At 32.8% G+C, this 24,718-nt stretch carries 21 protein-coding genes; 12 read left to right on the top strand and 9 right to left on the bottom strand.

The window, feature by feature from the left end; genetic code table 11:
* Window positions 1–136 precede the first annotated feature (136 nt).
* The 3 genes from ACZ5N4_RS07010 to ACZ5N4_RS07000 all read left to right on the top strand — a co-directional run bounded on the left by ACZ5N4_RS07010 (window position 137) and on the right by ACZ5N4_RS07000 (window position 2,249).
* Window positions 137–847 carry a TVP38/TMEM64 family protein gene (locus ACZ5N4_RS07010; protein WP_464208419.1) on the top strand — a complete coding sequence of 237 codons (711 nt, stop codon included), beginning with the start codon at window positions 137–139 and terminating at the stop codon, window positions 845–847.
* A gap of 27 nt (window positions 848–874) precedes the next feature.
* Window positions 875–1,396 (top strand): CDP-diacylglycerol--serine O-phosphatidyltransferase, encoded by a 522-nt coding sequence (gene pssA, locus ACZ5N4_RS07005; protein ID WP_464208418.1) that lies wholly within the window; start codon window positions 875–877, stop codon window positions 1,394–1,396.
* Window positions 1,397–1,625: 229 nt separating this feature from the next.
* A complete protein-coding gene (locus ACZ5N4_RS07000; RefSeq protein ID WP_464208416.1) occupies window positions 1,626–2,249 on the top strand; it encodes a lactate utilization protein in 624 nt (207 codons plus the stop codon).
* A 494-nt stretch (window positions 2,250–2,743) separates the two neighbouring features.
* On the opposite strand, the gene ACZ5N4_RS06995 is transcribed toward ACZ5N4_RS07000, so the two are convergent.
* From ACZ5N4_RS06995 to ACZ5N4_RS06975, 5 genes are all read right to left on the bottom strand, one after another.
* The gene (locus ACZ5N4_RS06995) at window positions 2,744–3,418 is read right to left on the bottom strand and encodes a response regulator (protein WP_464208414.1); all 675 of its coding nucleotides are present in this window, start codon (window positions 3,416–3,418) and stop codon (window positions 2,744–2,746) included.
* Between the two features lie 174 nt (window positions 3,419–3,592).
* Window positions 3,593–5,188: an ATP-binding protein gene (locus ACZ5N4_RS06990; protein ID WP_464208412.1), complete on the bottom strand. Its 1,596-nt coding sequence runs from the start codon at window positions 5,186–5,188 to the stop codon at window positions 3,593–3,595.
* A gap of 443 nt (window positions 5,189–5,631) precedes the next feature.
* On the bottom strand, window positions 5,632–6,606 hold the full coding sequence (locus tag ACZ5N4_RS06985; protein ID WP_464208410.1) for a 2-keto-3-deoxygluconate permease: 975 nt from the start codon (window positions 6,604–6,606) through the stop codon (window positions 5,632–5,634).
* A 30-nt stretch (window positions 6,607–6,636) separates the two neighbouring features.
* Complete coding sequence (locus tag ACZ5N4_RS06980; protein ID WP_464208409.1) at window positions 6,637–7,809, bottom strand: NAD(P)-dependent malic enzyme; 1,173 nt, start codon at window positions 7,807–7,809, stop codon at window positions 6,637–6,639.
* A 281-nt stretch (window positions 7,810–8,090) separates the two neighbouring features.
* Window positions 8,091–8,615: a dihydrofolate reductase family protein gene (locus tag ACZ5N4_RS06975; RefSeq protein WP_464208407.1), complete on the bottom strand. Its 525-nt coding sequence runs from the start codon at window positions 8,613–8,615 to the stop codon at window positions 8,091–8,093.
* A 130-nt stretch (window positions 8,616–8,745) separates the two neighbouring features.
* Between ACZ5N4_RS06975 and ACZ5N4_RS06970 the strand changes: the two genes are divergently transcribed.
* On the top strand, window positions 8,746–9,693 hold the full coding sequence (locus ACZ5N4_RS06970; RefSeq protein WP_464208405.1) for a helix-turn-helix transcriptional regulator: 948 nt from the start codon (window positions 8,746–8,748) through the stop codon (window positions 9,691–9,693).
* Between the two features lie 31 nt (window positions 9,694–9,724).
* Here the strand turns inward: ACZ5N4_RS06970 and ACZ5N4_RS06965 are convergent, their stop codons facing one another.
* Window positions 9,725–10,591 (bottom strand): LysR family transcriptional regulator, encoded by an 867-nt coding sequence (locus ACZ5N4_RS06965; RefSeq protein ID WP_464208404.1) that lies wholly within the window; start codon window positions 10,589–10,591, stop codon window positions 9,725–9,727.
* 185 nt (window positions 10,592–10,776) lie between these two features.
* Here ACZ5N4_RS06965 and ACZ5N4_RS06960 point away from each other — a divergent pair, with 185 nt between their 5' ends.
* The 5 genes from ACZ5N4_RS06960 to ACZ5N4_RS06940 all read left to right on the top strand — a co-directional run bounded on the left by ACZ5N4_RS06960 (window position 10,777) and on the right by ACZ5N4_RS06940 (window position 15,834).
* Window positions 10,777–10,956 (top strand): hypothetical protein, encoded by a 180-nt coding sequence (locus ACZ5N4_RS06960; protein WP_464208403.1) that lies wholly within the window; start codon window positions 10,777–10,779, stop codon window positions 10,954–10,956.
* A gap of 62 nt (window positions 10,957–11,018) precedes the next feature.
* Window positions 11,019–11,411 (top strand): response regulator, encoded by a 393-nt coding sequence (locus tag ACZ5N4_RS06955; RefSeq protein WP_464208401.1) that lies wholly within the window; start codon window positions 11,019–11,021, stop codon window positions 11,409–11,411.
* A 75-nt stretch (window positions 11,412–11,486) separates the two neighbouring features.
* Window positions 11,487–12,863, top strand: a complete 1,377-nt coding sequence (locus tag ACZ5N4_RS06950; RefSeq protein WP_464208399.1) for an MATE family efflux transporter — start codon at window positions 11,487–11,489, stop codon at window positions 12,861–12,863.
* Window positions 12,864–13,202: 339 nt separating this feature from the next.
* A complete protein-coding gene (locus ACZ5N4_RS06945) occupies window positions 13,203–14,312 on the top strand; it encodes a Coenzyme F420 hydrogenase/dehydrogenase, beta subunit C-terminal domain (RefSeq protein WP_464208398.1) in 1,110 nt (369 codons plus the stop codon).
* A gap of 106 nt (window positions 14,313–14,418) precedes the next feature.
* Entirely contained in the window at window positions 14,419–15,834 is a 1,416-nt protein-coding gene (locus ACZ5N4_RS06940) for an amino acid permease (RefSeq protein WP_464208396.1), read from the top strand.
* Between the two features lie 171 nt (window positions 15,835–16,005).
* Here ACZ5N4_RS06940 and ACZ5N4_RS06935 read toward each other — a convergent pair whose 3' ends face one another.
* The 3 genes from ACZ5N4_RS06935 to ACZ5N4_RS06925 all read right to left on the bottom strand — a co-directional run bounded on the left by ACZ5N4_RS06935 (window position 16,006) and on the right by ACZ5N4_RS06925 (window position 21,094).
* Window positions 16,006–17,622 carry a vanadium-dependent haloperoxidase gene (locus ACZ5N4_RS06935; RefSeq protein WP_464208394.1) on the bottom strand — a complete coding sequence of 539 codons (1,617 nt, stop codon included), beginning with the start codon at window positions 17,620–17,622 and terminating at the stop codon, window positions 16,006–16,008.
* A gap of 187 nt (window positions 17,623–17,809) precedes the next feature.
* Complete coding sequence (locus ACZ5N4_RS06930) at window positions 17,810–19,729, bottom strand: glycosyltransferase (RefSeq protein WP_464208392.1); 1,920 nt, start codon at window positions 19,727–19,729, stop codon at window positions 17,810–17,812.
* Window positions 19,730–19,741: 12 nt separating this feature from the next.
* A complete protein-coding gene (locus ACZ5N4_RS06925; RefSeq protein ID WP_464208390.1) occupies window positions 19,742–21,094 on the bottom strand; it encodes a glycosyltransferase family 2 protein in 1,353 nt (450 codons plus the stop codon).
* Between the two features lie 150 nt (window positions 21,095–21,244).
* Here ACZ5N4_RS06925 and ACZ5N4_RS06920 point away from each other — a divergent pair, with 150 nt between their 5' ends.
* The 3 genes from ACZ5N4_RS06920 to ACZ5N4_RS06910 are packed head-to-tail and all read left to right on the top strand — an operon-like array spanning window position 21,245 to window position 24,615.
* Window positions 21,245–22,255, top strand: a complete 1,011-nt coding sequence (locus tag ACZ5N4_RS06920) for an SDR family NAD(P)-dependent oxidoreductase (RefSeq protein WP_464208388.1) — start codon at window positions 21,245–21,247, stop codon at window positions 22,253–22,255.
* A gap of 12 nt (window positions 22,256–22,267) precedes the next feature.
* Entirely contained in the window at window positions 22,268–23,215 is a 948-nt protein-coding gene (locus tag ACZ5N4_RS06915; RefSeq protein ID WP_464208386.1) for a dTDP-glucose 4,6-dehydratase, read from the top strand.
* Between the two features lie 5 nt (window positions 23,216–23,220).
* Window positions 23,221–24,615 carry a metallophosphoesterase family protein gene (locus ACZ5N4_RS06910; RefSeq protein WP_464208384.1) on the top strand — a complete coding sequence of 465 codons (1,395 nt, stop codon included), beginning with the start codon at window positions 23,221–23,223 and terminating at the stop codon, window positions 24,613–24,615.
* The last annotated feature ends 103 nt before the right edge of the window (window positions 24,616–24,718 follow it).

Raw genomic sequence — 24,718 nt, 5'->3', positions numbered from 1 at the left:
TATATAATGCAATATAATTTAAATCCATATTATTTGAATGATTTAAGATTTCTTAAGATTTATTATAGGCAAATCTTAAGATGTTTCTAGTAAACTATTAATCAATAAATAACATAGGAGGAAGGACCAACTAATTATGAATAAATCTAAAAAATTTTTAATTTGTAGAATATCGCTAGCTTTATTAGGTCTTCTGACAATTATATTAGTGTTAAAATATTTACCACATATCCTTGAATTGACTGTATCACCTGATAAGTTTAGGAATTATATAGTTTCTCTAGGTAGTTTTGGATCTCTTTTTTTCATATTTTTTCAAATACTACAAACGATTATTGCTCCAATTCCCGGAGAGGTAATTCAAGTTGCCGGTGGATATATTTACGGTGTAACCTTTGGTGTAATTTATTCAATAGTAGGGATGCTGTTAGGAGCTATTATAGCTTTCTACTTTACCAGACTTATAGGCACCCCTTTTATAGAAAAGCTAATAAAGAGGAAAAATTCTCAATGGATGATTAATATTATGGACAGCAAAAAATTTTCTACTGTTTTATTCATCATTTTCCTAGTTCCTGGACTACCTAAAGATTTTTTAATATATGTTGCAGGCTTAACACCTATAAATCCATTAAGGTTTTTTGGAATTTTACTCGTTAGTAGATTTCCTTGGCTTTTAGCCTCTGTAAGTATTGGCTCCAATCTTCATTATGACAATTATATGTCAACAATAATAATATCGCTCATAGCCCTAGTATCATTTATTTTAGGAATACTTTACAAAGATAAACTTATAAGTAAGTTTTCATATAATAAAAATTTTCAAGAATCTTGTAAAATTGATTAATTTAATTTAGTTAACGGGGGTAATTATATGTTAAAAACATCTATACCAAATTTACTTACATTTACTAATCTATCATTGGGAATTCTTTCAATACTTGAGGCCTTTGAGCAGAACTACTTTTTAGCTGCTATATTCATAATTACTGCAGCTTTAATAGATAGATACGATGGTAGAATTGCCAGATTTTTAAATATATCTAGTGATTTAGGAAAGGAGCTAGATTCCTTAGCTGATTTAATTTCCTTCGGAGTCGCACCAGCTTTATTAGTATTTATTAAGTATAACTTTCTTAATTTGGGTTATATAGGAATGGTTGGTGGTTGTTTTCTATTATCATATATTATGAGTGGTTCTTATAGATTGGCAAAATATAACATAAGCCAGTTTGATGGTATTTTTACTGGAGTGCCGATAACAGTTGCAGGTTCTATTATTGCATTATTTTCATTAACTACACCTAGCAATAGTATTTCTATACTTCTATCAATTGTTTTATTTGCGCTTCTTGCTTATCTTATGGTCTCAAAATTTAAATTAAAAAAGATATAGATATTTCAGGTAGTGTTAAATATACTATAGATTTAACAAAATCAAAAGGTAATAGAATTGCTAATTCAACTAAAATTCTCTCCCTACTTTAATTATAACATATGCATAATAGAGATTATAGACTTTTTATTTTTGTACCCTATTGCTAAAATATAATAATCATAATATTTTGTTATTCTTTAAAAACTAGATTATATTTTATTATATTAAAGTTTATGGGAGGGATACTATGGAACCTAAAAAATGCTATAATGCCTTATTAGCGCAGAAACTAATGGTGGAATTGAAAAAACGTAATATGGAAGGATTTTATTGTGAAACAAAAGAGGATGCACTTAAAAAAGTTCTTGAGATGATACCTAAAGACAGTGTGGTTTCTTGCGGAGGTTCTGCAACCCTTCGTGAAATTGGTTTACAGGTTGCATTAAAAAATGGAGGGTACAATTTCTTAGATCCGAATGCCCCACAAGGCTCTAAAGCAAAGGATAAAGTTGCACATCAGGCATTAAGCGCAGATTACTATTTAATGAGCTCTAATGCTATATCTGCTACCGGCGAGCTAGTGAATATAGATGGATATGGCAACAGGGTAGCTTCACTTATCTTCGGACCGAAGAATGTAATAGTAATAGCAGGACTCAATAAAGTAGCGCCCAATTTAGATGCGGCTATACTTCGTGCCAAAAGCTATGCTGCACCAATTACCATGTTGATATTTAATCAGGACTACTCTTCTTTTGATGAACTTTCTAAAGCAGCTGAGGGTGCATGCAGTCAACTTGTAATTACTAGCATGTCCATGACTAAAGACCGAATTAAAGTAATACTTGTTGGAGAATCTTTAGGTTTTTAGATTTGAGCTACTGTAGTTAAATAATAGAATCTATGTAGATATCCAATCTAAGTGTTTGACTTATTAGCGATATTCATAGGGGTACCTCTTCTGTACTGTTAATAATTTTAGTTATCTCCAGGGCTTGCTGCTAAGAACATCAACAAGAGCTAACATAAAATCATTAAATGTACTGCCAGATGTACCCCTATGAATACCTTGGTTAAGTCAATTATCAAAGTTGGATATCTATTTAGAGAAACTAACTAGAAAGTTAACTTATACAGAGGGATATGTTTCCAAAGCTGAAGATAGATTTAAAAACTTTGTGCCAGTCTTAGTGAAGGGTTTTAAGAGAACCTTAGAACTTTAGAGTTGTTTGAGCATAGCGAGTTGTCGAAAGTTCTTAGGTTGTCTTGAAGCACAAACTTTAGACTGGCTAAAAGTTTTTAACGTACTGAAGCTTGGAAACATATCCCGGCGTATAAGTTAACTTTCGGTCTATTACCTCTACATTAAATTTTGTGATATTTATGCTGTGGTCTACCCACTTTACCGTATTCCACCAATTTGCCTATTTTATTTTCTTTTTCCATATATTCAAGATATCTTCTAACTGTCACTCTTGCTATCCCTAATTTTTCTGCTAGATCCTCTGCTGTGAACTCCTCATAATTACCTTTCTCTATTTCATCCCATATAGCTCTATAGGTATATTTATTAAGTCCCTTAGCAAAATCATCTTCATTTTGGGAAGCATTGGAACTAGATATTAGTTTATCTAAATCCTTTTGTTCAATTACATCATTTTTTCTAAATTGATAATACCTATCCTTAAATTGAGTAAGTGATTCTTTAAATCTTTCAAAACTAAAAGGTTTTATAAGATAATCTACAACTCCATATCTAAAAGCTTCCTGTACTCTTTCAATAGTTTTATCTGCTGTAATTAAAATAATATCTATATCTATTTCTTGTCCTCTTATCCATTTTAAGAAATCAATCCCGTTTTCTTTAGGAAGATACACATCCAGTAATATTAAATCTGGCTTTTTAATAGATATAAATTTTTTTGCATCCTCAAGATTTGAAACTGCTTTATATAAAGTAAATCCTTCTACTCTTTCTAAAAACTTAGAATTTATTTCCCTAACCATAGGATCATCTTCAACAATCATTACTTTAATCAAGCTTTTTCCTCCTTTCACTCGGAACACGGGATAACTTAAGATTATTCGCTACCGCTCACAAGTTATCCGTAAAAGCCCATTTAGGGCTTTTACCTCCTTTCACTCGGAACACTGGGTAACTTAATCTCGCCGGCTCCCGCCGGCAAGTTACCCGTAAAAGCCCATTTAGGGCTTTTACTTCCTTGTCATTGGTATAATTATATTCCAATGAACACCTTCATCTACACCAAAGTTTATTGTGCCGTTAAAATCATCAATTATTTTCTTAACAATATACATCCCATGTCCACGTTGCCCATCCTTCGTTGAGAAACCTTGTTCATATATTTTTTCCCTGTATTCTACTGGAATTCCACCACCATTATCTTTAACTATTATATTTAAAAAATTCTCATCTTCAACTATTTTTACATATATTAATCCAGTGCCATCATTTTTAACTTCGTCTAAAGAATTTTCTATTAAATTACCTAAAACTGATACAATTTCTTCAGAGGTCATATACTCTGGTAACTTTGTAAGTTTTGAATTTTCATCTATTTTTAACTTAACTCTACACTCCTCAGCTTTGTTATATTTTGATAGCAGCAAAGCTGATACGGAAGAGTCCTTTATATTTTCCGTTAAAATATTGCTTATATTATTTCTACTTTTAGCTGTATCTGATATAAACTGTAGAGCTTTATCGTACTCTTCAAGCTGTATAAGCCCTGAAATAGTATGAAGCTTATTCATGAATTCATGATTTTGAGCTCTTAAGGACCAGGCCATTTTTTTAACACCAGTGAGCTCTTCTGCCATTTTGGTAACCTCTGTTTTATCTCTAAAACTAGCAATAGCTCCTACAACCTTCCCTCTATTCATTATAGGAATTCTATTAGTCATTATTATGGTATTATTTATCCTCTGCTCTTTTTCAAATTCAGATTCCCCTGTTTCTAATACATTAACCATACGGGTATTTGGAATAACATCTTCTACGTTCTTTCCTATAATATCCTTTTTATTAATCCTATTTTTAAGGTGCAATATATTTAAGGCTGAATCATTTATAAGAGTAATTCTACCTCTATGATCAACAGCTATCAACCCTTCATGAATAGCATAAAGAATTCCCATCTTTTCATTATAAAGTTTTGTTATCTCCTCAGGCTCAAGTCCCAGTAAAGTGTTCTTTATGTTATTGGCTAATAAAAATGCCCCTATTATACCTACCATGAGTCCACCAAGACCAATTAAAATTATATATAAAATAGCTGTATGCTTAGCTGTTTCAATGCTGTGGGTAAGTGTGCCTACAGAAACAAAACCTATCTCTCTCTTATTTTCTGCATCATATATTGGAGTAAAAGCTCTCAAGGATTTTCCGAGGGTCCCTGTAGCCTCAGAAATATATGTTTCTCCCTTTTTAAGTACTCTATATTCATCTCCTCCCACAAACCTTTTCCCTATCATTTCAGGATTTGGATGAGAATATCTAACTTCCTCCATGTCCACTACAATTATATACTCAACCTGTTCTAAACTCTTAAGCTGCATATTAACATAAGGTCCAATTTTTTTGTCCGGATCCTTAACCTCCAGCGCATCTACTATCTCTCTAGAATGTGCTACCATCTCAGCCACATTCATAATATTAGTTCTAGCCTTGCTTTCAATATTTTCAGTCATCCATGAGGCAACAAAAAAAATGATTATAGATATAGAAACAAACACTACTGTAATAATCAATAAGGTAAGCTTTGTTTGCAGCTTCATTGCTTTTTTCATATTCATCACCTCAACTTTATTAAATGAAACTCCTCTTCCTTACGTCAGAAGAATACTCACTGAGTAAGCGACCATATCAAAATCGAAGATTTTGTATGTCTGCTTAACCGATTCGCACAAAATCAGCACTCTGTGTAAGTGATCATCTCAAAATCATAGATTTTGGATGCCTACTTAAGATTTTGGCTCTCTGCTTAAAAGCTTAAAAAAACACGGAATCATAGAAGACCATGGATTCAGATAGAAGGATTAATATAGGAATAGATACTTCAATCCTATTATATAGCACTTCTTTCATTATTGTCTCCTATTTTTTCCGTGTTTAATTTAATATCTATCTAACTATATCTTATTTAACCTTACCCATAGTCTAAACTTAGTATTCATAAGTTTGCTTTACTTTATTTATGTGATAACTACCCCATATTAAAATTTTAAATTTTTTATGATGCGACAGCTTCATTATTTAATTTTTTTGCTTTATTCTTACTAAGCAATTTAAATGCATAAGTAACAATAAACGGACAAAGGATAGCAGATACTACACATGCTGCTGCAACTTGTGCAGTAGCTACTGTTGCTACAACAGCTAATGTTGGGTCTGCTGCTGCAACAGCAGCTGGTGTCGCTACAGCATTTCCTGCAGTTGACCCTGTTGCTAGGCCAATTATAGGCTCTTCTTTAAATAATTTCAGAAGTATAAAGGCACCTATTCCAGTGAAGGCAGCTATTACTCCTAATAATATACCAGGACCTCCAGCTTTTACAATAGTTTCAAGGTTCATTCCTGCACCTAATGGGAAGGAGAAGAATGGTATTAATAACATTTTACTGCTTCCAAGGAATTTTCTCATATCAGGGTCAATATTTCCTAAAATCATTCCTATTACTATTGGAATCATTACTGCTACAAGTGCCTTAAAAGGAACTTGTGCAAGTCCTGATGCACCTAACGCAACTAATGTAAAGAATGGACCATCTTTTAAAGACAATAAAGCATAAGCACCTACATCAGTTTCATCACCATATTGTGAAGCAAGTGATGCATATAATCCGCCATTACAGTTTGTTAAAGCTGCAAGGATAGCAAGTGGTGATAAACCTAGCACTCCGGCAGGACCAAAAACTTTTCCTACAAATATACCGATACCAGCACCTACTATAAATTTTCCTGATATTAATATTGCACCTTTTTTTATTGCCTTTGGCGCTAATTTAAAATTGATTTGTGAACCAATTAAAAACATGAAACAAGCTAAAATTGTTGATGATGCTTTTGCATCAAATAATGCCGTTGTAAAACCACCAATTTTTAGAAACTGTGGACAAAATGTATTAACTAATACACCTAAGAAAAGTGGAACAACCATCATACCACCTGGAATTTTATCGAGCGTTTTCTTAATTGGAATTTGCATTTTTATCCCTCCATTATTTTCAAATAGTTTTTATAATCTTGCTGCACCAGTTGCTCTAGCTGCTTTCTTAATTTCTTCTGCTACATTTGCAGCTACTTTTTTGTCTAATGCACTTGGAATTACGTTATTTTCATTTAGATCTTCATCGCTAATGCTATTTGCTATAGCATAGGCTGCTGCTATCTTCATTTCTTCATTAATTTCTTTTACTCTAACATCTAATGCCCCTCTGAATATTCCTGGGAAAGCTAGCACGTTATTAACTTGGTTTGGAAAATCTGAACGTCCTGTACCTATTACTCTTGCCCCTGCTGCTTTCGCCTCATCTGGCATTATTTCTGGAGTTGGGTTTGCCATAGCGAATAGTATAGAATCCTTATTCATTGCTTTTACCATATCTTGACTTACTATTCCTGGTGCTGAAACCCCTATAAATACATCTGCACCTACTAATGCGTCAGCTAAAGTTCCTTTAATGTTATCCGGATTAGTTACCTTTGCAAGTTCCTTTTTAGCATCATCTACATTTTCTATTCCTCTGTAAAGAATACCAACCTTATCACATGCAATTAGATTCTTTACTCCTGAAGAAAGTAATAGTTTTGCTATAGCAGTTCCTGCAGCTCCTGCACCATTTATAACAACCTTTATATCTTCTATTTTTTTATTAACTACTTTTAAAGCATTTATTACCCCTGCAAGAACAACTATTGCAGTTCCATGTTGGTCATCGTGGAATACAGGTATATCAAGCTCTTTCTTTAATCTTTCTTCAATTTCAAAGCATCTTGGAGCTCCAATATCTTCTAGATTAATTCCACCAAACCCTGGTGCTATAAGCTTTACAGTTTTCACTATCTCGTCCACATTTTTTGTATCTAGGCATATTGGAAAAGCATCAACATTTGCAAACTCTTTAAATAAGATTGCTTTACCTTCCATAACTGGCAATCCAGCCTTAGGTCCTATATCTCCAAGTCCTAATACTGCTGTTCCATCTGTAACTACTGCAACTATATTTCCTTTTGAAGTATACTTGTACACGTTTTCTTCATTCTCATGAATCTTTCTGCATGGTTCTGCAACTCCAGGAGTATAAGCCAAACTTAAATCCTCTCTTGTTGTAACTTCTACCTTTGATTTTATCTCTATTTTTCCTATATTCTGTTCATGTAATTTTAAACTTTCCTCAAAATAATTCAATTTTAATACCGCCCCTTCGTTTTTTATATCAAATTTTGTAATCGTTTGTTTCTATGTGTAAATGATATCATCAACCTTTGATTATTAAAATATTTTGAACTTTAAAAATAAATTATGGTCATAAAAAATACTTTGTTATCTTTTTAACGCCTATTTCTCCGTAAATTATAACTTTACCTCATTCTCATGGTGGGTTTATTGCTTATAGCAATTCTGAGCACGAAAAAAACCCTCGACATCGCTGTCGAGGGTTTTATTGGTGTAAGGTATTCATATCAAGTTTATCTTTTTATATATTTTAAAATTGTAATACCATTATCTACGGCATACTCTTTTAGATGTAGTTTTATTGTTGGATTATTTTCTAAAAATAAAGGTCTACCTTTTCCTAATATTATAGGAACTACTCCTATTATATATTCATCAATAATATCAGCCTTAATAAAGCTATCTACAAGAACTCCGCCACCAAATAAGTATATATTCTTGCCATCCTTTTCTTTTTCTTCCTGGATTACCTTACATATGTCACCACTAATAAATCGCAGATTGTCTTGATCTTGAATTTTTTGTGATGTTGCTACATATACCTTTTTATTTTTAAAATCATCATGCATATTTTGATCATAGCAATTTTTACCCATAACTACTATATCTATATCTTCTAGAAATTTACTAAAATCAAATTTATTTTTAGTATTTAATGTATCATCTCCATCTCCAACTATCCAATCGAATCCGCCATCTTCTGACGCTATATATCCATCAAGACTTATTGCTAAATTTAAAATTATTTTTCTTTTCATATTAAATTCCTCCCTTTATTATCTAAAATATTTTTAGGTTTTGCATAACTTATAATTATTATTGTTTGATACATAATTAATTATAGACTATAATAGTTGACATCTAATGTCATATAATAGGAGGAAAGTTATGAGAGCAGATAGATTAATTTCTGTATTAATGTTATTACAAATGCATAAAAAATTAACTGCTTCCGAATTATCAAAAAAACTTGAGGTTTCCGTAAGAACTATTTATAGGGATATTGATATTCTTAGCGGTATTGGAGTGCCTATAGTTGCTGATAAAGGTATAAATGGCGGGATAAAGCTTCTCGGAGACTATAAAACCTCCCTTACAGGGATAAATAAAAAGGAACTTTTCTCTTTGCTAATTCCAACTGGTGATAAAATTTTTGAGGATTTAGGCATTGAAAATCTTAAGTATTCTACAATGCTTAAAATTTTAGGAAATTCTTCACATAATCAAATAGAAGAATTAGAAAATATTCAAAATTATATTTATATAGATATGTATACCTGGAATGAGCCTAACATTAGTCTAGATGTAGATATTCTTTCTATATTACAAAATGCTGTATGGAGCTCAAAATCGTTAAGATTATTATATAGAAAAATAGATGAAACAAAAGAAATAGTGCTAAATCCACTTGGATTAGTTTGCAAACGTGGGGTTTGGTATTTAGTCGCAGTAGATAATGAAGTTATTAAAACATATAAAGTAACTTCTATTGAATCTGCTTCATTAATGAATGACAGGTTTATTAGACCATACGATTTTAATTTAAAAACCTATTGGAAAAATTCCACTAGTAATTTTAAAAATTTAATTCCTAAACATACTTTTACCTTTAAAGTTAGTCCTAGTATCTTAAATCATATAAAAGAAAGGCCATTTATAACTATAAGTGAAACTATATTTAGAGAAAATGAAATTTATCTCAATATAAAATTTGATTCTGTGTTACAAGGTATAGAATTTGCTTTTGGATATGGTAAAGATATTGAAATTATTGAACCTATTGAAGCTATCTCTGAAATTAAGAAAAGAGCATTGGAAGTGATTGATTTATATTGAATATAATTCAGCACAGTTTTAAATGCCCTTCCTACACTTCAAAAGTTTGTAGAAAATGCTTAGCAATAGAAGATAAATACTGATCTTTCATCCATATTATAGTTGTACTTGTGTTTAAAGAGGGTTCATTAATTTCCTTATAACTTAACTTCGCATTTGGGATAAGTTCAATCCAATCCTTTGGTACGATGGCAACTGCCATTCCTGTTTTTGCCAGCAACAGTATTGAGCGAGTATCTTCAATTTTACAAAGTATTCTTGGCTCAAATCCCGCCTGATTACATAATTCTACTATCGCTTTTTCATATCTACGGTGCACTAAAAGAGGTTTATCTGCAAGATCTTTCAAATATATGGTTTTTTCATTATTCTCCCAATGCGTACTATCACTAGTGGCAGCTACCATTGGTTCACTAGGCAAACTTATTGATTCATAAATTTCTGAGTTCAAAGGAGTTCGTATAATTCCAATTTCTATTAGTCCACTTTTTAATAACTCTAATATTTCACTTGTGCTTCCTTCTCGTATTTCAAAATTTATATTTGGATATTTTTTATTAAAACTGCATATTCGCTGCGGCAAAAGTATATCTCCAGAAGAGGATATAGTTCCGATTGATAGCGTTCCTTCTAACCCTTCATTAAAATCCTTTAATTCTTTAACTGTTGATTCCATTAATTCTATCATCTGTTTAGATCTATGCCATAATCTTTTGCCTGCATCAGTTATTTGAAATTTACGAGTAGTTCTTTCTATCAATTTAACCTTTAACTCATCTTCAATTAATTTTAGTTGTTGTGTGAGATGCGGTTGAGCTATATGCAATCTTTCAGCTGCTTTAGTTATATTTTCTTCTTCAACAATTGCAAGAAAATAATTGAGTTGCTTTATATCCATAAAATTAATCACTCCATAGACCTAATTTATACATATTTTTGTATAAGTATAATAATATATACGTATTTTTTGTATATATTATTCTTTGTTATAATCATACATGAGGTGATGGACAAAGTCAAAAGATGTTTAAGATTAATTTTAATATGTAAGGAATTTATTATAATTTTGCAGGGGGAGATACAATGACAAAGAGGGATTTCATAAAAAAAGTAGAAAAAATCTACCTAGTGAAGGACTGTAGTATTTCAAAGGCAATTGACATAGCTAAAATAGAAAATAAAATAACTGATACAGAGTTCATTTCATGGTTCTGTACAGGCAAATATGCTATGTCGGGTATTGGCAATATTAAAGAAAAATAATTATAAGGTAACTTTACTTAAAATATATACTAATACAAGCCCGTAAAATGGTGCGTTAAGGGGTGATTATAATAAAAATCCTTATTGTTGATGATGATCAAACTACTAGTTTAGCTTTATCTAACATTGCTCAAGACTATGATTGTGAGGGAATACTTCAATGTAGTTATTCTAAATTTATTTCAGATAAGTATTGGCTAGATTTAAGGGATATTGACATTCTTATTATCACCCCACCGATACCTTTTGATAGTAGATTAATTTCTGAATTTAATGGAAAAATTATAGCAGTTTCTGATGTAAGCGATAAAAAAACTATTGTTCAAGCTTACCTATCAGGAGCTGAATATTTTATTACTAAACCAATCAACCAATTTGAAGTTGTGGAAATTATAAAAAAGTCAGTAGAACTGATAAAACTAGAAAAATGCATGTACAATATTAAAAAATATTAAACCTAGCAGAAACGTAAACTTAATTAAAATAGTAGTTGTATAACAAAGCTATATAATATGTTGGAGGGTTAACCCATGAAAGGTGACATGACTGAAGGAAGTTCATCAAAAATATTAATAACTTTTGCTATTCCTATGGTACTAGGCAATATATTTCAGCAACTTTATAATACGACAGATGCCATAATCGTGGGAAGATTTATTGGGAAGAATGCATTGGCAGCAGTAGGTGTTTCAAATCCGATTATGTCAATAGCTCTTTTCTTCATATTTGGCATTTGCATGGGTACCTCCATACTTATGTCCCAACTTTTTGGGTCAGGAGAATATAAAATCTTAAAGAAGGAAGTTTCCACAGCTTTAATTGTAGGAATAATTTTTACTATAATATTATCTATTACCTGTATACTTCTATCTAGATGGGTTCTTATAATAACCGGAACCCCCAAAGAGATCTTAAATGATGCTGATATATTCTTAAAAATAATATTTGGAGGACTAATCTTTTCATTTCTATATAATTATTACTCATCTGCACTTAGGGCCATAGGAGATTCAAAAACTCCCCTAATTTTCTTAATTGTTTCCTGTTTACTTAATGGGATTTTATGTATCATCCTTATCATAGTTTTTAAGTTAGGTGTAGCCGGTTCGGCTATCGCAACAGTAATTGCACAAGGCATATCATCTATATTATGCATAGTATACGTTTATATTAAAATTCCACTAATAAGACTTAATCGAAAAGAATTGGTTATAGACAAGTCACTAGTAAGACTAACTATGCAGTACAGTTGGGTGACAGCACTACAGCAGACTTGTTTGTATATTGGAAGGCTATTGGTTCAAGGTGTTGTTAATTCTTTTGGAATAAATGCCATAGCTGCCTACAACTCTGTAACAAGAGTTGATTCATTCGTATTGGCACCTGGTGATAGTTTCTCTTCATCTGTTGCTACCTATTCTGCCCAAAACAAGGGTCGTGGAAAGCTGGATAGAATAATTGACGGCTATAAGAAGAGTAATATTATAATCACTGCATATAGCGTTACTACTGCCCTCATTGTATTTTGTGGAGCAGAGAAAATTATGAATTTATTTATTTCCGGTCCTGAAAGAGAAGTTATATTAATAGGCGTGAGATATTTAAAATTAATGTCCATTTTCTATGTACTTTCAGGATTTTGTAATATCTTTCAAGGGTTATTCAGGGGTGTTGGTAAGCTGCGTATAACATTTATTGCAACCCTCATGCAAATTTTTGTAAGAGTTGCATTATCCTATATTCTTGCACCTTATTTAGGGATTTCCAGCGTGTGTTATGCCATAGCTATTGGTTGGATTTTAATGATTATCTACGAAGGTTTGGCCTGTAAAAAATATTTTAAGGAAATCACACAATTGAATTTACCACATTGTGCTTTAAAGTACGAAGATTGCAGCAAAACCTAAATTAGTATTATAATTTGTATTAACATATAGATAAAAAAGGCGGAAAGTCAACTTATACGACGGGCTATGTTTCCAAGCTTCAGTACGTTAAAAACTTCTAGCCAGTCTAAAGCTTGTGTTTTAGACGACCTAAGAACCTTCGAAAAACTCGCTATGCTCAAACAACTCGAAGGTGCTAAGGTTGTCTTAAAACCCTTCACTAAGACTAGCACAAAGTTTTTAAATCTACCTTCAGCTTTGGAAACATATCCCTCTGTATAAGTTAACTTTCTAGTTAGTTTTATTATAGAACTGTGCTTAATAATAAGTATTTTTACTAAAATAAAGGGGAAGTTTATCATGGAGAGAGTTTATTTAAATAAAGAAGATTGTTGCGGTTGTGGTGCATGTTATAATATCTGTTCTACGCAGGCAATTTATATGAAACCAGATGAAGAGGGATTTTTATATCCCGTTATAGACCAAACACTATGTGTAGATTGTTATAGCTGCGTAAATGTTTGCCCTCTAATTTACGATGGAAATTACAAAGAAAAAACTACACCAGAATTTTTAGCAGCTAAACATAAGTCAGAAGAGGTTTTAATGAATTCCACATCCGGAGGAGCCTTTACAGCGATTTCCGATGCAATACTCCGTGAAGGCGGAGTAGTTTATGGTGTTGACTTTGACGATGAATTCCATGTGTTACATAAGAGAGCTGATAATCACGAGCAGCGAAACCGAATGAGAATATCCAAGTATGTACAAAGTAATATAAATGATATTTTTCAACAAATAAAAAGAGACCTAATAGATAAAAAGAAAGTGCTATTTACTGGAACCCCATGCCAAAACGCAGGATTGCGTGGATATATTGGAGAGTCACCATTAGCTGAGAACCTATATCTATGTGATTTGATTTGCCACAGCATTCCAAGCCCTTTAGTTTGGGAGGATTACAAAAGGTTATTGGAAAAAGAGTATGGTGGAAAAATAACAAGTATTCAGTTTCGATCTAAGATAATTGATTGGAGTCGAAAAAATAGTAATAAAACCTTCCTATTTACAACTTCACACAGCAAAGAAATTCATAAGGATGAAAGGTTCTATAAACTTTTCTTTGGAGAAAAGACTATTATGCGTCCTTCTTGTGAACAATGTCGATTTACAGATATACATCGTGCATCGGACATTACCATTGCAGATTACTGGGGAATTGAAAAATATTCCCCTGAATGGATGGATAAAAGAGGTGTCTCTGTAATTTTAATTAACAGTAAAAAAGGTGCTGATCTTTTTGAGAAATGCAGCGTAGATTTAAAATATGAAAAGCGTCCAAAGGAAGAATCTCTTGCAGAGCAACAACGTTTAAGTGAACCTATAAAGTTTCCAGAAAGCCGTAAGAAATTCTGGGATGATTATAGAAAATATGGCTTTGAGTATATCATTGAACAACTAACCAAATAGTACTTCAATGGCAACCTTCCTCCTTACATTTCAACGATAGGTATGAAAGGTATTTTTTTTGGAAAAATAATTTCATGATAAAAAGTAAGAGGGTATGTATATAAAATTGAAAGAAAAACGAATAAATTCTTCAAAGATAACAGATAAAGATGAATTTTTAGTACAAGAAGATAGTAAAGGGATGGAAAATCATCTCTCAGCCATGAATTTAATGTGGATTGGGATAGGTGGTACTATTGGATCCAGTTTTTTTCTTGCATCAGGGTTACCTATAAGCTATGCTGGACCTGGAGTGGTTTTTGCTTATCTACTGGGCGGTTTATTAGCATGCCAGATTGCAGGCGCACTGACCTCTTTGTCTGTCAATCATCCAGTTAGTGGTTCCTTTAAGGTCTACGCTGAAGAAATCTTGGGGCCTTTTATGGGATTCTATGTAGGTTGGACATTTTGGATAGGAGTTGTTCTAAGTATAGGGTCTGAGACCATTGCCATGGCTATATTTTCAAGACTGTGGTTTCCAAATGCTCCTGTATGGTTATTAACAATAGTTTATTCAGCAATAGTAATCGCTTTAAATGCCTTTGGCTTGAAAAATTTTGGTAAAGTTGAAACGATTATGTCTTTCATTAAAGTAGCAGCCTTAGTATTATTCATTATAATCGGTGTCGCAGCAATGCTTGGAGTATTCTACACTACTCATCCAGTTGGAATTAAGACTCTATTAGATAACGGAGGTTTATTCCCAAAAGGTTTAAGAGGATTGTTCCAGTCAATGTTAATTGTCATTTTTTCCTATGCTGGCATTGGCGTGGTGGCTATGGCATCATCAGAGGTTGGAAATCCAAGACGGGATATACCAAAAGCCATGCTTCTACTTCTTTTGGTATTGGTTTTATTATATGTGGTTTCAATTTTAACAGTTGTCTGCTTAATCCCATGGAATACCATTTCAATCAAACAATCGCCCTTTATATCGGCCTTAGGTTTAATTAATATACCCTTTGCGGCTTCAATCATGAATGCAGTGGTTCTGGTGGCATCATTTTCCGTAATGACCGGATCATATTTTTCCGCCATAATGATGCTAGTTGCTTTAGGAAACTCTCATCAAGCTCCAGCCTTTGTGAGTAAAGAAAGCAAGAACGGAGTATTTTATGGAAGCTTAATTCTAACAGCTATTGGGCTAGTTGCTATCATTATTACTTCTTACATTTTGCCGGGTAAAATTTACAATTATTTAATTTCCGCATCCGCTTATTTTTCATTCATTAGTTTGGGTATTATTTTAATTTGCTTTTTACTATGGCGAAAAACTGTTGTAAATCAGGAAACTTACAAATCTCCTTTAGCCTTTGGTGCTCCATGGTCAACAGTGATCACATTAGTAATACTAGCTCTTTTATTTATATTTTCCTTAAGCGTTATAGACCAACGGATGGGTTTTTATTTTGCTTTAGGTATTTCTGTTGTTATCTCTATAGCTTACTTATTTATCCGTGGTAAATCTAAAGATACAGCTTAACATGCATGAAATTAATAAATAGAAGATCTGCTTGAAACTGATTTAAAATTCACTTTCAAGCAGACCTCGTATTCAATTATAAATTCATTGCAAATCTGTCCAGAAGGTTGCAGAATGATAATTTTTAGAGATGCTTAGTATTCGCCATTCCATGTTTTATAGCTATATTTTTTAAATTATTACCCTTGTACCATCAAATTTTGTGAAGGAAAAACCATGAAATTCTTCATTATAGGTATTTCTATAGTCCTGAAGTAATCCTATTGCCACAGCTTCTCCAAGTTTCATGCCCTCTGAACCGTCTGAACGCCAGTGAACACCTGCAAAATCTCGCCCAAGGGAAATATTGGAAGCAAGCTTATTTAATTCTCCCTCTACTTTTAGATCACCCTCAAGATATGGTTGTAACTTAAGCCCATCGGCGCTAGCTACTACTGGATTGGGAATAATATAATCCTCATTGAAAAATGCTTTTAGAATAGTTACCCCTGCTCCAATTTGAGCTGCATGGCCTGCAGGATATGCCGGATGAGTTGGGCATCCCTCAGGATATGCCATAGGCAGAAGGTAGGTTCCATATTTTTTAAATACTATCTCTAATACCTTTGAATCTAATAATTCTGGATTAATAGGATACCTTGTGGCACCTGTCTTAAGATTTTGTACGAATCCCCCAAACTCTTCGGGCCTTAATCTTCGATGCACCAAAAACTTTTGGAACCAGGCTGCTTCAAGGGCCATCCTTGCTGCACGAGTCGCAAAATCCAAAACATGTGCACTACCAAAGGTAGCAAATCCCTCCTGGGTTTTTGAGAATAAATAGGGATTACTCAAAGACAGAGCTTCCTGCCCAAAGCCTAGTAGTATCAAGCAAGCCGTTAGTGCAGCCTGAATGCTGCTGTCTTTATGAACATATTCGCCGAGGGCTCTGCCATTACTAATATATCGAGGTATTGGATCAAGTTTTAATATTGAAGAGGGCGCCTGTCCATTCTGTATATTAAGCCATTCATTATATGAAGTCATATAATCGATTCTTCCCACAGGTGCAATGTAATTCTGTGTTACAGTTTTTGCCCCAAAGGGAATATCCTTCAAGAGGAACTGTGAAACATATGGTCCTTCCAAAGCGCCAGGTACATTACTACGGAATAGTGTTTCCGTGGTGACTTTACATTTGCATTTAGGACCATTAAAATCCGAAAACTTTGATAAATCCTCAGCTGCAGTCCTAGTTTCAGTGTTAGTGTTATAATTTACAAAAGGGACATCACGAGTTAAAGCCATCCAATAATCCTCAGCCACTTCACTTGCTTCTAAGGCACTAGAAAAGCTCGGAGCCGGTGCTATAGTAAGATGATGAGAATCAGGTCCAACCATCTCATACGCATACGAGGCCTGAGGGTCAACGAATTTTCTAGTTCCTCCTAGTGGTATCAACTCAAATTTTTCCGGATTTCCAGTGGTTAATGTGCTTATCAAAATGTTGTAGGCCTCTAAATTTACTTCTCCTAACAAATTATGAGGTAAAGCCTTTGTATAATTCCCAATCTTATTTGCATACAAAATTTCATCGTCATTGCATATTTGACCCTGAAGAATCAAATTCTTCTGAAATAAAGCGGACTGAATTCGCTTTTCAAAGGCCTCAATGCGCCTCTGTTCAGGCGTCAAAGGTCCAATCTCACATTGATCTATTGTATTATATTTAGGACATCCTGACTTAGTAATACAAACTTTATCTTCGCCTTCATTCGTTTCTCTCTTTTTATCTTGCCTGTCTTCCACCTTAATCACTCCTACTATTTGATTAGAACTTTACTATATTAAAATTTAAATATACTATGCTAAGTCAATTCTGCAGTATATTATATGTAACGAGTGATTAAATTTCTATTCTTAATCTCAAATGTCATATAATTTATCAAAAGCTCGGCCTTGACCGAGCTTTAATATATTTTCTAATAAACTTAATTTATTTATCTAAAGCATTTATATAAATTTTCACAAGTTCCTTTACACAAGTATCGATATCAAACATTTTTTCGCACCAATTTCTTCCCCATCTTCCAATCTTTGAAATTTCTTTCTTTTTCCTCAAAAGATACTTGATATCTTTCACTAAATTTGTGACATTTGGCTTTGCAAGAGCATCATGATCACCAAAATACATATCCAATTGAATGTCTTTTCTATTTTCAGCTACAATTCCAGTATATCCTTGATTACCTATAGCAATTACAGGTTTCCCACACATCATCCCTTCTAATGCAACTCTGGCAGTTCCAATTATAATATCACTTTCGAGATAATATGGTATTACGTCCACTTTTGCTCCTACCATATGAACAACATCCTTGTCCGTCATTTCGTTGATTACTTGTGCCTCTTTTTCTAAGCTTTCTCTTCCAGGGCCGTCACCTACAACAATGAGGTGTAGGTTAGAATAGTCTTCTAAAAGCTGTGTGAAACTAAACAATAATACACGGGCTACATTGGTTTTGTTCCAATCTAATCTGCTGCAATAGCATAATATACCTGCACTTCTGGATATATTAAGCTCCTTTCGTATATCTATATCCCTATGAGAATTATTAACTAAATCACTACTAATTCCATTAGGAATTATAACAATTTTATCTCCAATTTTGTCTCCAAGTTTATTATACAGCATTTCTTTAACAGGCTTACTTACTGCAATTACCTTGGAGGCTTGAATACAGGTAGAATAAAAAATATTATTAGGATAAAATAACCCATGGACAGTAACTACATATGGTATCTTATACATTCTATAAAGTTCGCTGGCAAGCTGCATGCTTGCAAATAAATGGCAGTGAATAATATTTATTTTTTCCTCATCAATAATTGTTTTTAGTATTTTTATCATCCCAAATTTTTTCTTGTTCGATATATAATCACCATCAATAGGAATTTTAATGACTTTTATTCCATAGGATTTCATTACTAACTCCATAGGACCACCAGAAGTTGCTACCACTACATAAATTCCCATATCCATTAACTTTTTAGTAATATTAAGAACGTGGGTTTCTGTTCCTCCAATATTCAATGCATCTACAAGCATTAATACCCTTAGTTCACTGTTTTCATTCAGTTTAATTTCTCTTTGTACATCAAGATTTAAATCCTTATAAAATTCCTTAAACTGAAAAGAATTCCTAATAGATGGATCTTTAAGTAGTTTAGATGTATATTTGCCATATTCCTTTTGATTTACAACATGATAAGCGTCTTTGTGCCTTCTATAAGAATAAAGAATACTATTCACCTTTTCTATAGGACTTAACTTTATAAGCTCTAATAATAATTCTGTTTGATCATCAAAAAGAGGAGTTTTACTATCATAATTCACCTTATCCATAAGTTCTTTACGAATCATTAAAGTTGGAAATATGACTGGTAAAAAACCTGCTATAATTGTTTTTTCAATTTCTTCATTACTTTTATAATAGTTTTGAATTCTCTCAATAAAAATGCAATCTTTGCGTAAGGACTGATCTCTCGTAAAGCAAGATATAAGACATGAAACCATTCCAACATTCTTATTAGCCTTCAAATAATTCAGTTGAATTTCCAGACGAGTAGGTAGACTTATATCATCTCCATCATGTCTTATGATAAAATCTCCTTTTGCAAATTTGTAGCCTTCTGCAAAGGCTGACGCAATTCCTTGGTGCTCTTTTAAATTAATTAAATGAATCCTTTCATCTTGTATTTGAGATATTTTTTCTAAAGTTCTATCCTCTGAAGCATCATTTACAATTATTAATTCCCAATTTATATATGTCTGTTCACAAATGCTTATAATACTTTCTTCTATGAATTCTTCACAATTATACACGGGCATTACTATGCTAATTAACGGTTTCATAAACTCAACCCCTTACTCAAAGTACAAAACATCTTTAAGATTTTGTACTTTATATCCATTATTTAAGAGTCTGTATATAAACTCAAAATCCCATGCACCCTGCATTAAGTTATTGAAACCAGCTGTTTTATGAATTTGTTCATATCTCACCATTAAAGTATTTATATTTACGCAGTTAAAACATTCAGTGATGTAGGAGTCTTCGATCTTATCGTCATATCGTATCCTCGTTCCTCCTGGTTTACAATTTGTACCTACTGCACTATACATGAAGTTGTTCTTTAAAAAACCTACTTGTTTTTCTATTCTTTCTCGATGACTTAAGCCTTTATCATGATGAAATGCTATATATTCCCCCCTGGATAGATAGGCTCCAAAATTATTTATCCAAGGGAAACCGACCTCTCTAGGCGGTTTAAAATATAATAAATCTTTAATACATTTATTCTTTGAGTGATTTCTATAACTTTTATACCAATTATTAATTACTTCTCGTGAGTTGTCATTGGAACAATCATCCATTATGATAATTTCAATATTGGGATAGGTCTGTGCACCTATACTCTTTAATGTATCGGAAATAGTTGATCCACTGTTTTTAACTGGAAGTATTATACTAACAAGATCATCAACAACTTTTCTCTTCTTGAGCACATCTATATCTTGTTTATGGCGTATTTGACTGCTCATAGATCCTGTATGCTTTCTTACATAATGCAATTCCTCTTTTATATTTTCAATGATAAAATCATGATTTACTATATTATTTACAAAAAACATATCATTACCAACAGGGATGGCTTTAAAGCATCCAATAATCTCTTCTAACATAGCAGCACGGAACATTAATGTACCATATGCAACGCAATGTCTCAAATACTTTTTATAATTTTTCTCTATATGGGCTGAATTAAAACTTAGCCAGCCACTTCCAGCCTTACTTTCGAAAATATTATTTTTAAAAGTTCTAAACCCTGTGCCTACCATAGCAGTATCCGAATGTTCATCTAATAATTCCACCTGCTTCTTAATTTTTTCTGGATAGCTAACATCATCTGCATCATGTATTACAAGATATTCTCCAGATGAAATCTGAAATCCAATATTGTAGGCCCAACCGGCTCCACAATTTCTCGGAAGTTTTAAATAAATGAAATTTGAAAATCTATATTCACATCTTTGATACCATGATTTTACAAGTTCCTCTGTATTGTCCTCTGATGCATCATCCATAATAATAAGCTCTATGTCGGGATAGGTTTGTTTTTCAATTCCATTAAGAGCATCTATTATGAAATGACCATAATTATAAGTTGCAATTACAATACTTACAAGTCCAGGTTTTCTATCACACAATTGCGTCATCTCAACTTCCTCCTTGCTACAACTCTTCCTAATGATAATATATGGACGCATTTATATAGTTGTGTACAATTACAAAATAATTTAAAACATTATCACTAATAGTTCTAACTTCATATACTATATTACTAACTAATGGGAGAGGGATGTGAAATGTGGCTTAGTAATAAAAAAATTTTAATTACTGGTGGTACTGGTACCATTGGAAAAGCATTATTAAATAGACTATTAAAATATGATATAAATTATATATATATATTTAGCCGAGATGAACAAAAACAAGAGGCAGAACTTTATTATTTTAAACAAAATCCAAAGGTTAATTTTATAATTGGTGATATAAGAAATTATGACAGCATAAACTCAGCTTTAAGAGGGATAGATATAGTTTTTCATACTGCTGCTATGAAAATTGTTGGTATTTGTGAAAATAATCCACATGAGGCCTTTATTACGAATGTTATCGGTACTCAAAATATTATCAAAAGTGCCACCTTAAATAATGTGGAAAAAGTCATATTTACCAGCAGTGATAAAGCTGCCAATCCTACTACTGTAATGGGTGTTGGAAAACTCTACAGTGAAAGGCTTATATCTCATGCAAATTTCTTTACGGAAAATTCAACAATCTTTACAACCGTACGTTTTGGAAATGTTTTTGGTTCCAGAGGCTGTGTTCTTGATTTATTTAAAAATCAAATAAAAAAACAAAACTACGTAACAGTTACCCATCCAGACATGACCCGATTTATATGCACAATTGATGATGCAGTTGACCTTTTAATAAAAAGTAGTGAAATAGCCACTGGAGGAGAAATCTTAATTAAAAAAATGCCAAGTATTCGCATAGTTGATCTTGCTGAAGTGTTAATCGAATATTTAGCTCCTATATATTCAAAAAATCCAAAGGACATTGAAATAAAGATAACAAAGAAACTAGCTTCTGAAAAACTCTTTGAGGAACTTATTACAACTCATGAAGCAGAGAGATCTTTTGGGTTTGATGACTATTACTCTATACTTCCTACAATTTTCTCAGATAAACAAAATACCTTTGATTTGACAAAAGGCAAACCAGTATTTGGGGAAATATCTTCAAAAACTAGCCCTAATCTTTCAAAAGAAAAACTTTTAGATTTTCTTATTAAGAGTAAATTAATATAAGGGGGTGATATTATGAATATACTTGTAACAGGTGGCGCAGGGTTTATTGGAAGATGGGTAGTAAAACGACTTGCGGAAGATAATCATAAGATATGGATACTAGATAACCTTTCGAATAGTTCAATGAATAATTTAAAAGATTTACAACTTATTTATCCTAATATTACCTTCATAGCAGGAGACATTACGGACAACCATCTTCTTGAAAGCCTTTTTATTGATAAGTTTAATATATGTTATCATCTAGCGGCTTCAATTAATGTCCAGGATAGTATTGATGACCCAAAAAATACCTTTGAAAATGATGTAATAGGAACCTTCAACGTCCTACAACAATGCAAACTAAATAAGACAAAGTTTGTGTATATGAGTACTTGCATGGTATACAGTAAAGCTTTAAATAAAGAAGGCATTTCTGAAAGTCACCCTACATGTCCAGCTTCTCCTTATGCAGCTGCTAAATTGGCTGGGGAACAGTTAGCCTTATCCTATTACTATGCTTATGGTCTTCCTGTAACTATTCTTCGACCCTTTAACACCTATGGACCATATCAGAAACAAAATAGTGAAGGTGGGGTAATTTCAATCTTTATTAATAAAAAACTTATGAATGAAACACTATCTATATATGGTGATGGCAGCCAAACAAGAGACTTTTTATATGTTACAGATTGTGCTGATTTTGTAGTAGAGGCAGGTTACTCTGAAAAGACAAATGGTAAAGTGATAAACGCCGGTAGTGGTACTGACATCTCAATTACAGAATTAGCAAAACTAATCGCTGATGAAACAGTGAATATTAAATATGTAACTCACATTCACCCTCAAAGTGAAATACAGAAGTTATTGTGCGATGCAAGATATAGTCAGAAGCTTCTTGGGTGGAAACCTAAAATATCTCTGACCCACGGTATAGTACGAACAGAAGAGTTTTTAAAATACAATTACAATTGGAGGTGACATATATGGAGTCCTTTCGTATTGTAATACTAGCAGACAGCAGTAGACATGCTGTAGCAGTAAATACACAATTGCTCCGTACCCTACTCTCTCGTATTAAGGGATTGTCACCGCAGCCGAAATTTATAATGTTTGTAGGAGATATGGTATATGGTGGAGCTAAAGTAAATGAGCAATTAGAAGACTGGAAGAAATTAATTGAGGACTATTATTCTGTTACCATGTTCTATACAGTACTCGGGAGTCACGAAAAGAATGAAACTGCTTTCAGTAATGCATTTTCTTACCTTCCTAATGAGCAGTTACAAGGATATCAACGAACTGTATACTACTTTGATTATGAAAGTGCTCGCTTTATCGTTTTAAACTCAAATCGAAGAGGTTCAAGCTGTGGCTATGCCATTGACGCAAAACAACGTGCCTGGTTAAAAAACACACTAGATGGCAGTAATAAAAAATATAATTTTGTGTTTTTCCATGTTCCTGCTTTTCCTACTGGACATCACTACAGAGAAAGTCTAGATGCGAGTCCAGATGACCGTAATGCTTTATGGTCCATTCTTGATCATTATAATGTAACAGCAGTATTTGTAGGTCATGAACACAATTACTGTCGCCGTCTTATAGATAAGTCTTTTACTACTAATAACCTGCTAATACAAAATTCTATTTATCAAATAACTACCGGCGGTGCAGGTTCTTCATTAAATGCACACATTACTAATATAAAAAATGCTATTGTTGGTCCTCTTGCGGTATATCATTATTGTGTTTTAGACATAAATGATAGTGGGGTTTCCCTGCAAGTATACGATAAAGAAAATACCCTTATTGATAGTTGTTCTATATATCCGCCTACTGAAGGTCCTGCTTCTAATACTATAGCAGATGTATTAATTCCTATGGGTGCATCATGGAGGTATTTTGATGAGGGTTCTGACCTGGGAACTTCCTGGAGAGAGCTTGATTTTGACGATTCTTCATGGCCTTCTGGACTTGCTGAACTAGGTTATGGAGATGGAGGCGAGGCTACAGTTATAAGTTATGGACCTAATGTTTATCAAAAGTATATAACAACCTATTTTAGAAAACATTTTACTGTTGATGATAGGTCAATATATAAAAGTTTAGCACTTCGAATTCAAAGGGATGATGGAGCTGTTGTATATCTAAATGGTAAGGAGGTATATAGAACTAATATGCCTTCCGGTATAATTAAATACAATACTTTAGCCGTCAAAGCTTTAAATGGAATAGATGAGGTTTCTTTTGAAAAAACTATAATTGATACAAGTTTTCTTAAAAATGGCGATAACGTAATAGCTGTAGAAATTCATCAAGTAAGCCCTTCTAGTTCTGATATAAGTTTTGATTTTCAACTTCTTGGGGATAAAGGTTAACATATCATCCCTAAAGTAGAATACTGAATATGTAGAAAACACGGAAGAGGTCAATTAATATAGGAATACAAACTAGAAAATTGACTTACACAAAGGGATATGT

This window comes from Clostridium nitrophenolicum, assembly GCF_055391695.1.
Note: the sequence above shows the minus strand (reverse complement) of the source record. Positions and strands in the feature narration are given on the sequence as shown.

Excerpts from the sequence above, each read along its gene's own strand:
- ACZ5N4_RS06925 (WP_464208390.1), bottom strand. The coding sequence starts at position 21,094 with ATGACGCAATTGTGTGATAGAAAACCTGGACTTGTAAGTATTGTAATT.
- ACZ5N4_RS07000 (WP_464208416.1), top strand. The coding sequence starts at position 1,626 with ATGGAACCTAAAAAATGCTATAATGCCTTATTAGCGCAGAAACTAATG.
- ACZ5N4_RS06910 (WP_464208384.1), top strand. The coding sequence starts at position 23,221 with ATGGAGTCCTTTCGTATTGTAATACTAGCAGACAGCAGTAGACATGCT.
- ACZ5N4_RS06965 (WP_464208404.1), bottom strand. The coding sequence starts at position 10,591 with ATGGATATAAAGCAACTCAATTATTTTCTTGCAATTGTTGAAGAAGAA.
- ACZ5N4_RS06920 (WP_464208388.1), top strand. The coding sequence starts at position 21,245 with ATGTGGCTTAGTAATAAAAAAATTTTAATTACTGGTGGTACTGGTACC.
- ACZ5N4_RS06930 (WP_464208392.1), bottom strand. The coding sequence starts at position 19,729 with ATGAAACCGTTAATTAGCATAGTAATGCCCGTGTATAATTGTGAAGAA.
- pssA (WP_464208418.1), top strand. The coding sequence starts at position 875 with ATGTTAAAAACATCTATACCAAATTTACTTACATTTACTAATCTATCA.
- ACZ5N4_RS06985 (WP_464208410.1), bottom strand. The coding sequence starts at position 6,606 with ATGCAAATTCCAATTAAGAAAACGCTCGATAAAATTCCAGGTGGTATG.
- ACZ5N4_RS06950 (WP_464208399.1), top strand. The coding sequence starts at position 11,487 with ATGAAAGGTGACATGACTGAAGGAAGTTCATCAAAAATATTAATAACT.
- ACZ5N4_RS06990 (WP_464208412.1), bottom strand. The coding sequence starts at position 5,188 with ATGAAAAAAGCAATGAAGCTGCAAACAAAGCTTACCTTATTGATTATT.
- ACZ5N4_RS06945 (WP_464208398.1), top strand. The coding sequence starts at position 13,203 with ATGGAGAGAGTTTATTTAAATAAAGAAGATTGTTGCGGTTGTGGTGCA.
- ACZ5N4_RS06970 (WP_464208405.1), top strand. The coding sequence starts at position 8,746 with ATGAGAGCAGATAGATTAATTTCTGTATTAATGTTATTACAAATGCAT.
- ACZ5N4_RS07010 (WP_464208419.1), top strand. The coding sequence starts at position 137 with ATGAATAAATCTAAAAAATTTTTAATTTGTAGAATATCGCTAGCTTTA.
- ACZ5N4_RS06960 (WP_464208403.1), top strand. The coding sequence starts at position 10,777 with ATGACAAAGAGGGATTTCATAAAAAAAGTAGAAAAAATCTACCTAGTG.
- ACZ5N4_RS06915 (WP_464208386.1), top strand. The coding sequence starts at position 22,268 with ATGAATATACTTGTAACAGGTGGCGCAGGGTTTATTGGAAGATGGGTA.
- ACZ5N4_RS06975 (WP_464208407.1), bottom strand. The coding sequence starts at position 8,615 with ATGAAAAGAAAAATAATTTTAAATTTAGCAATAAGTCTTGATGGATAT.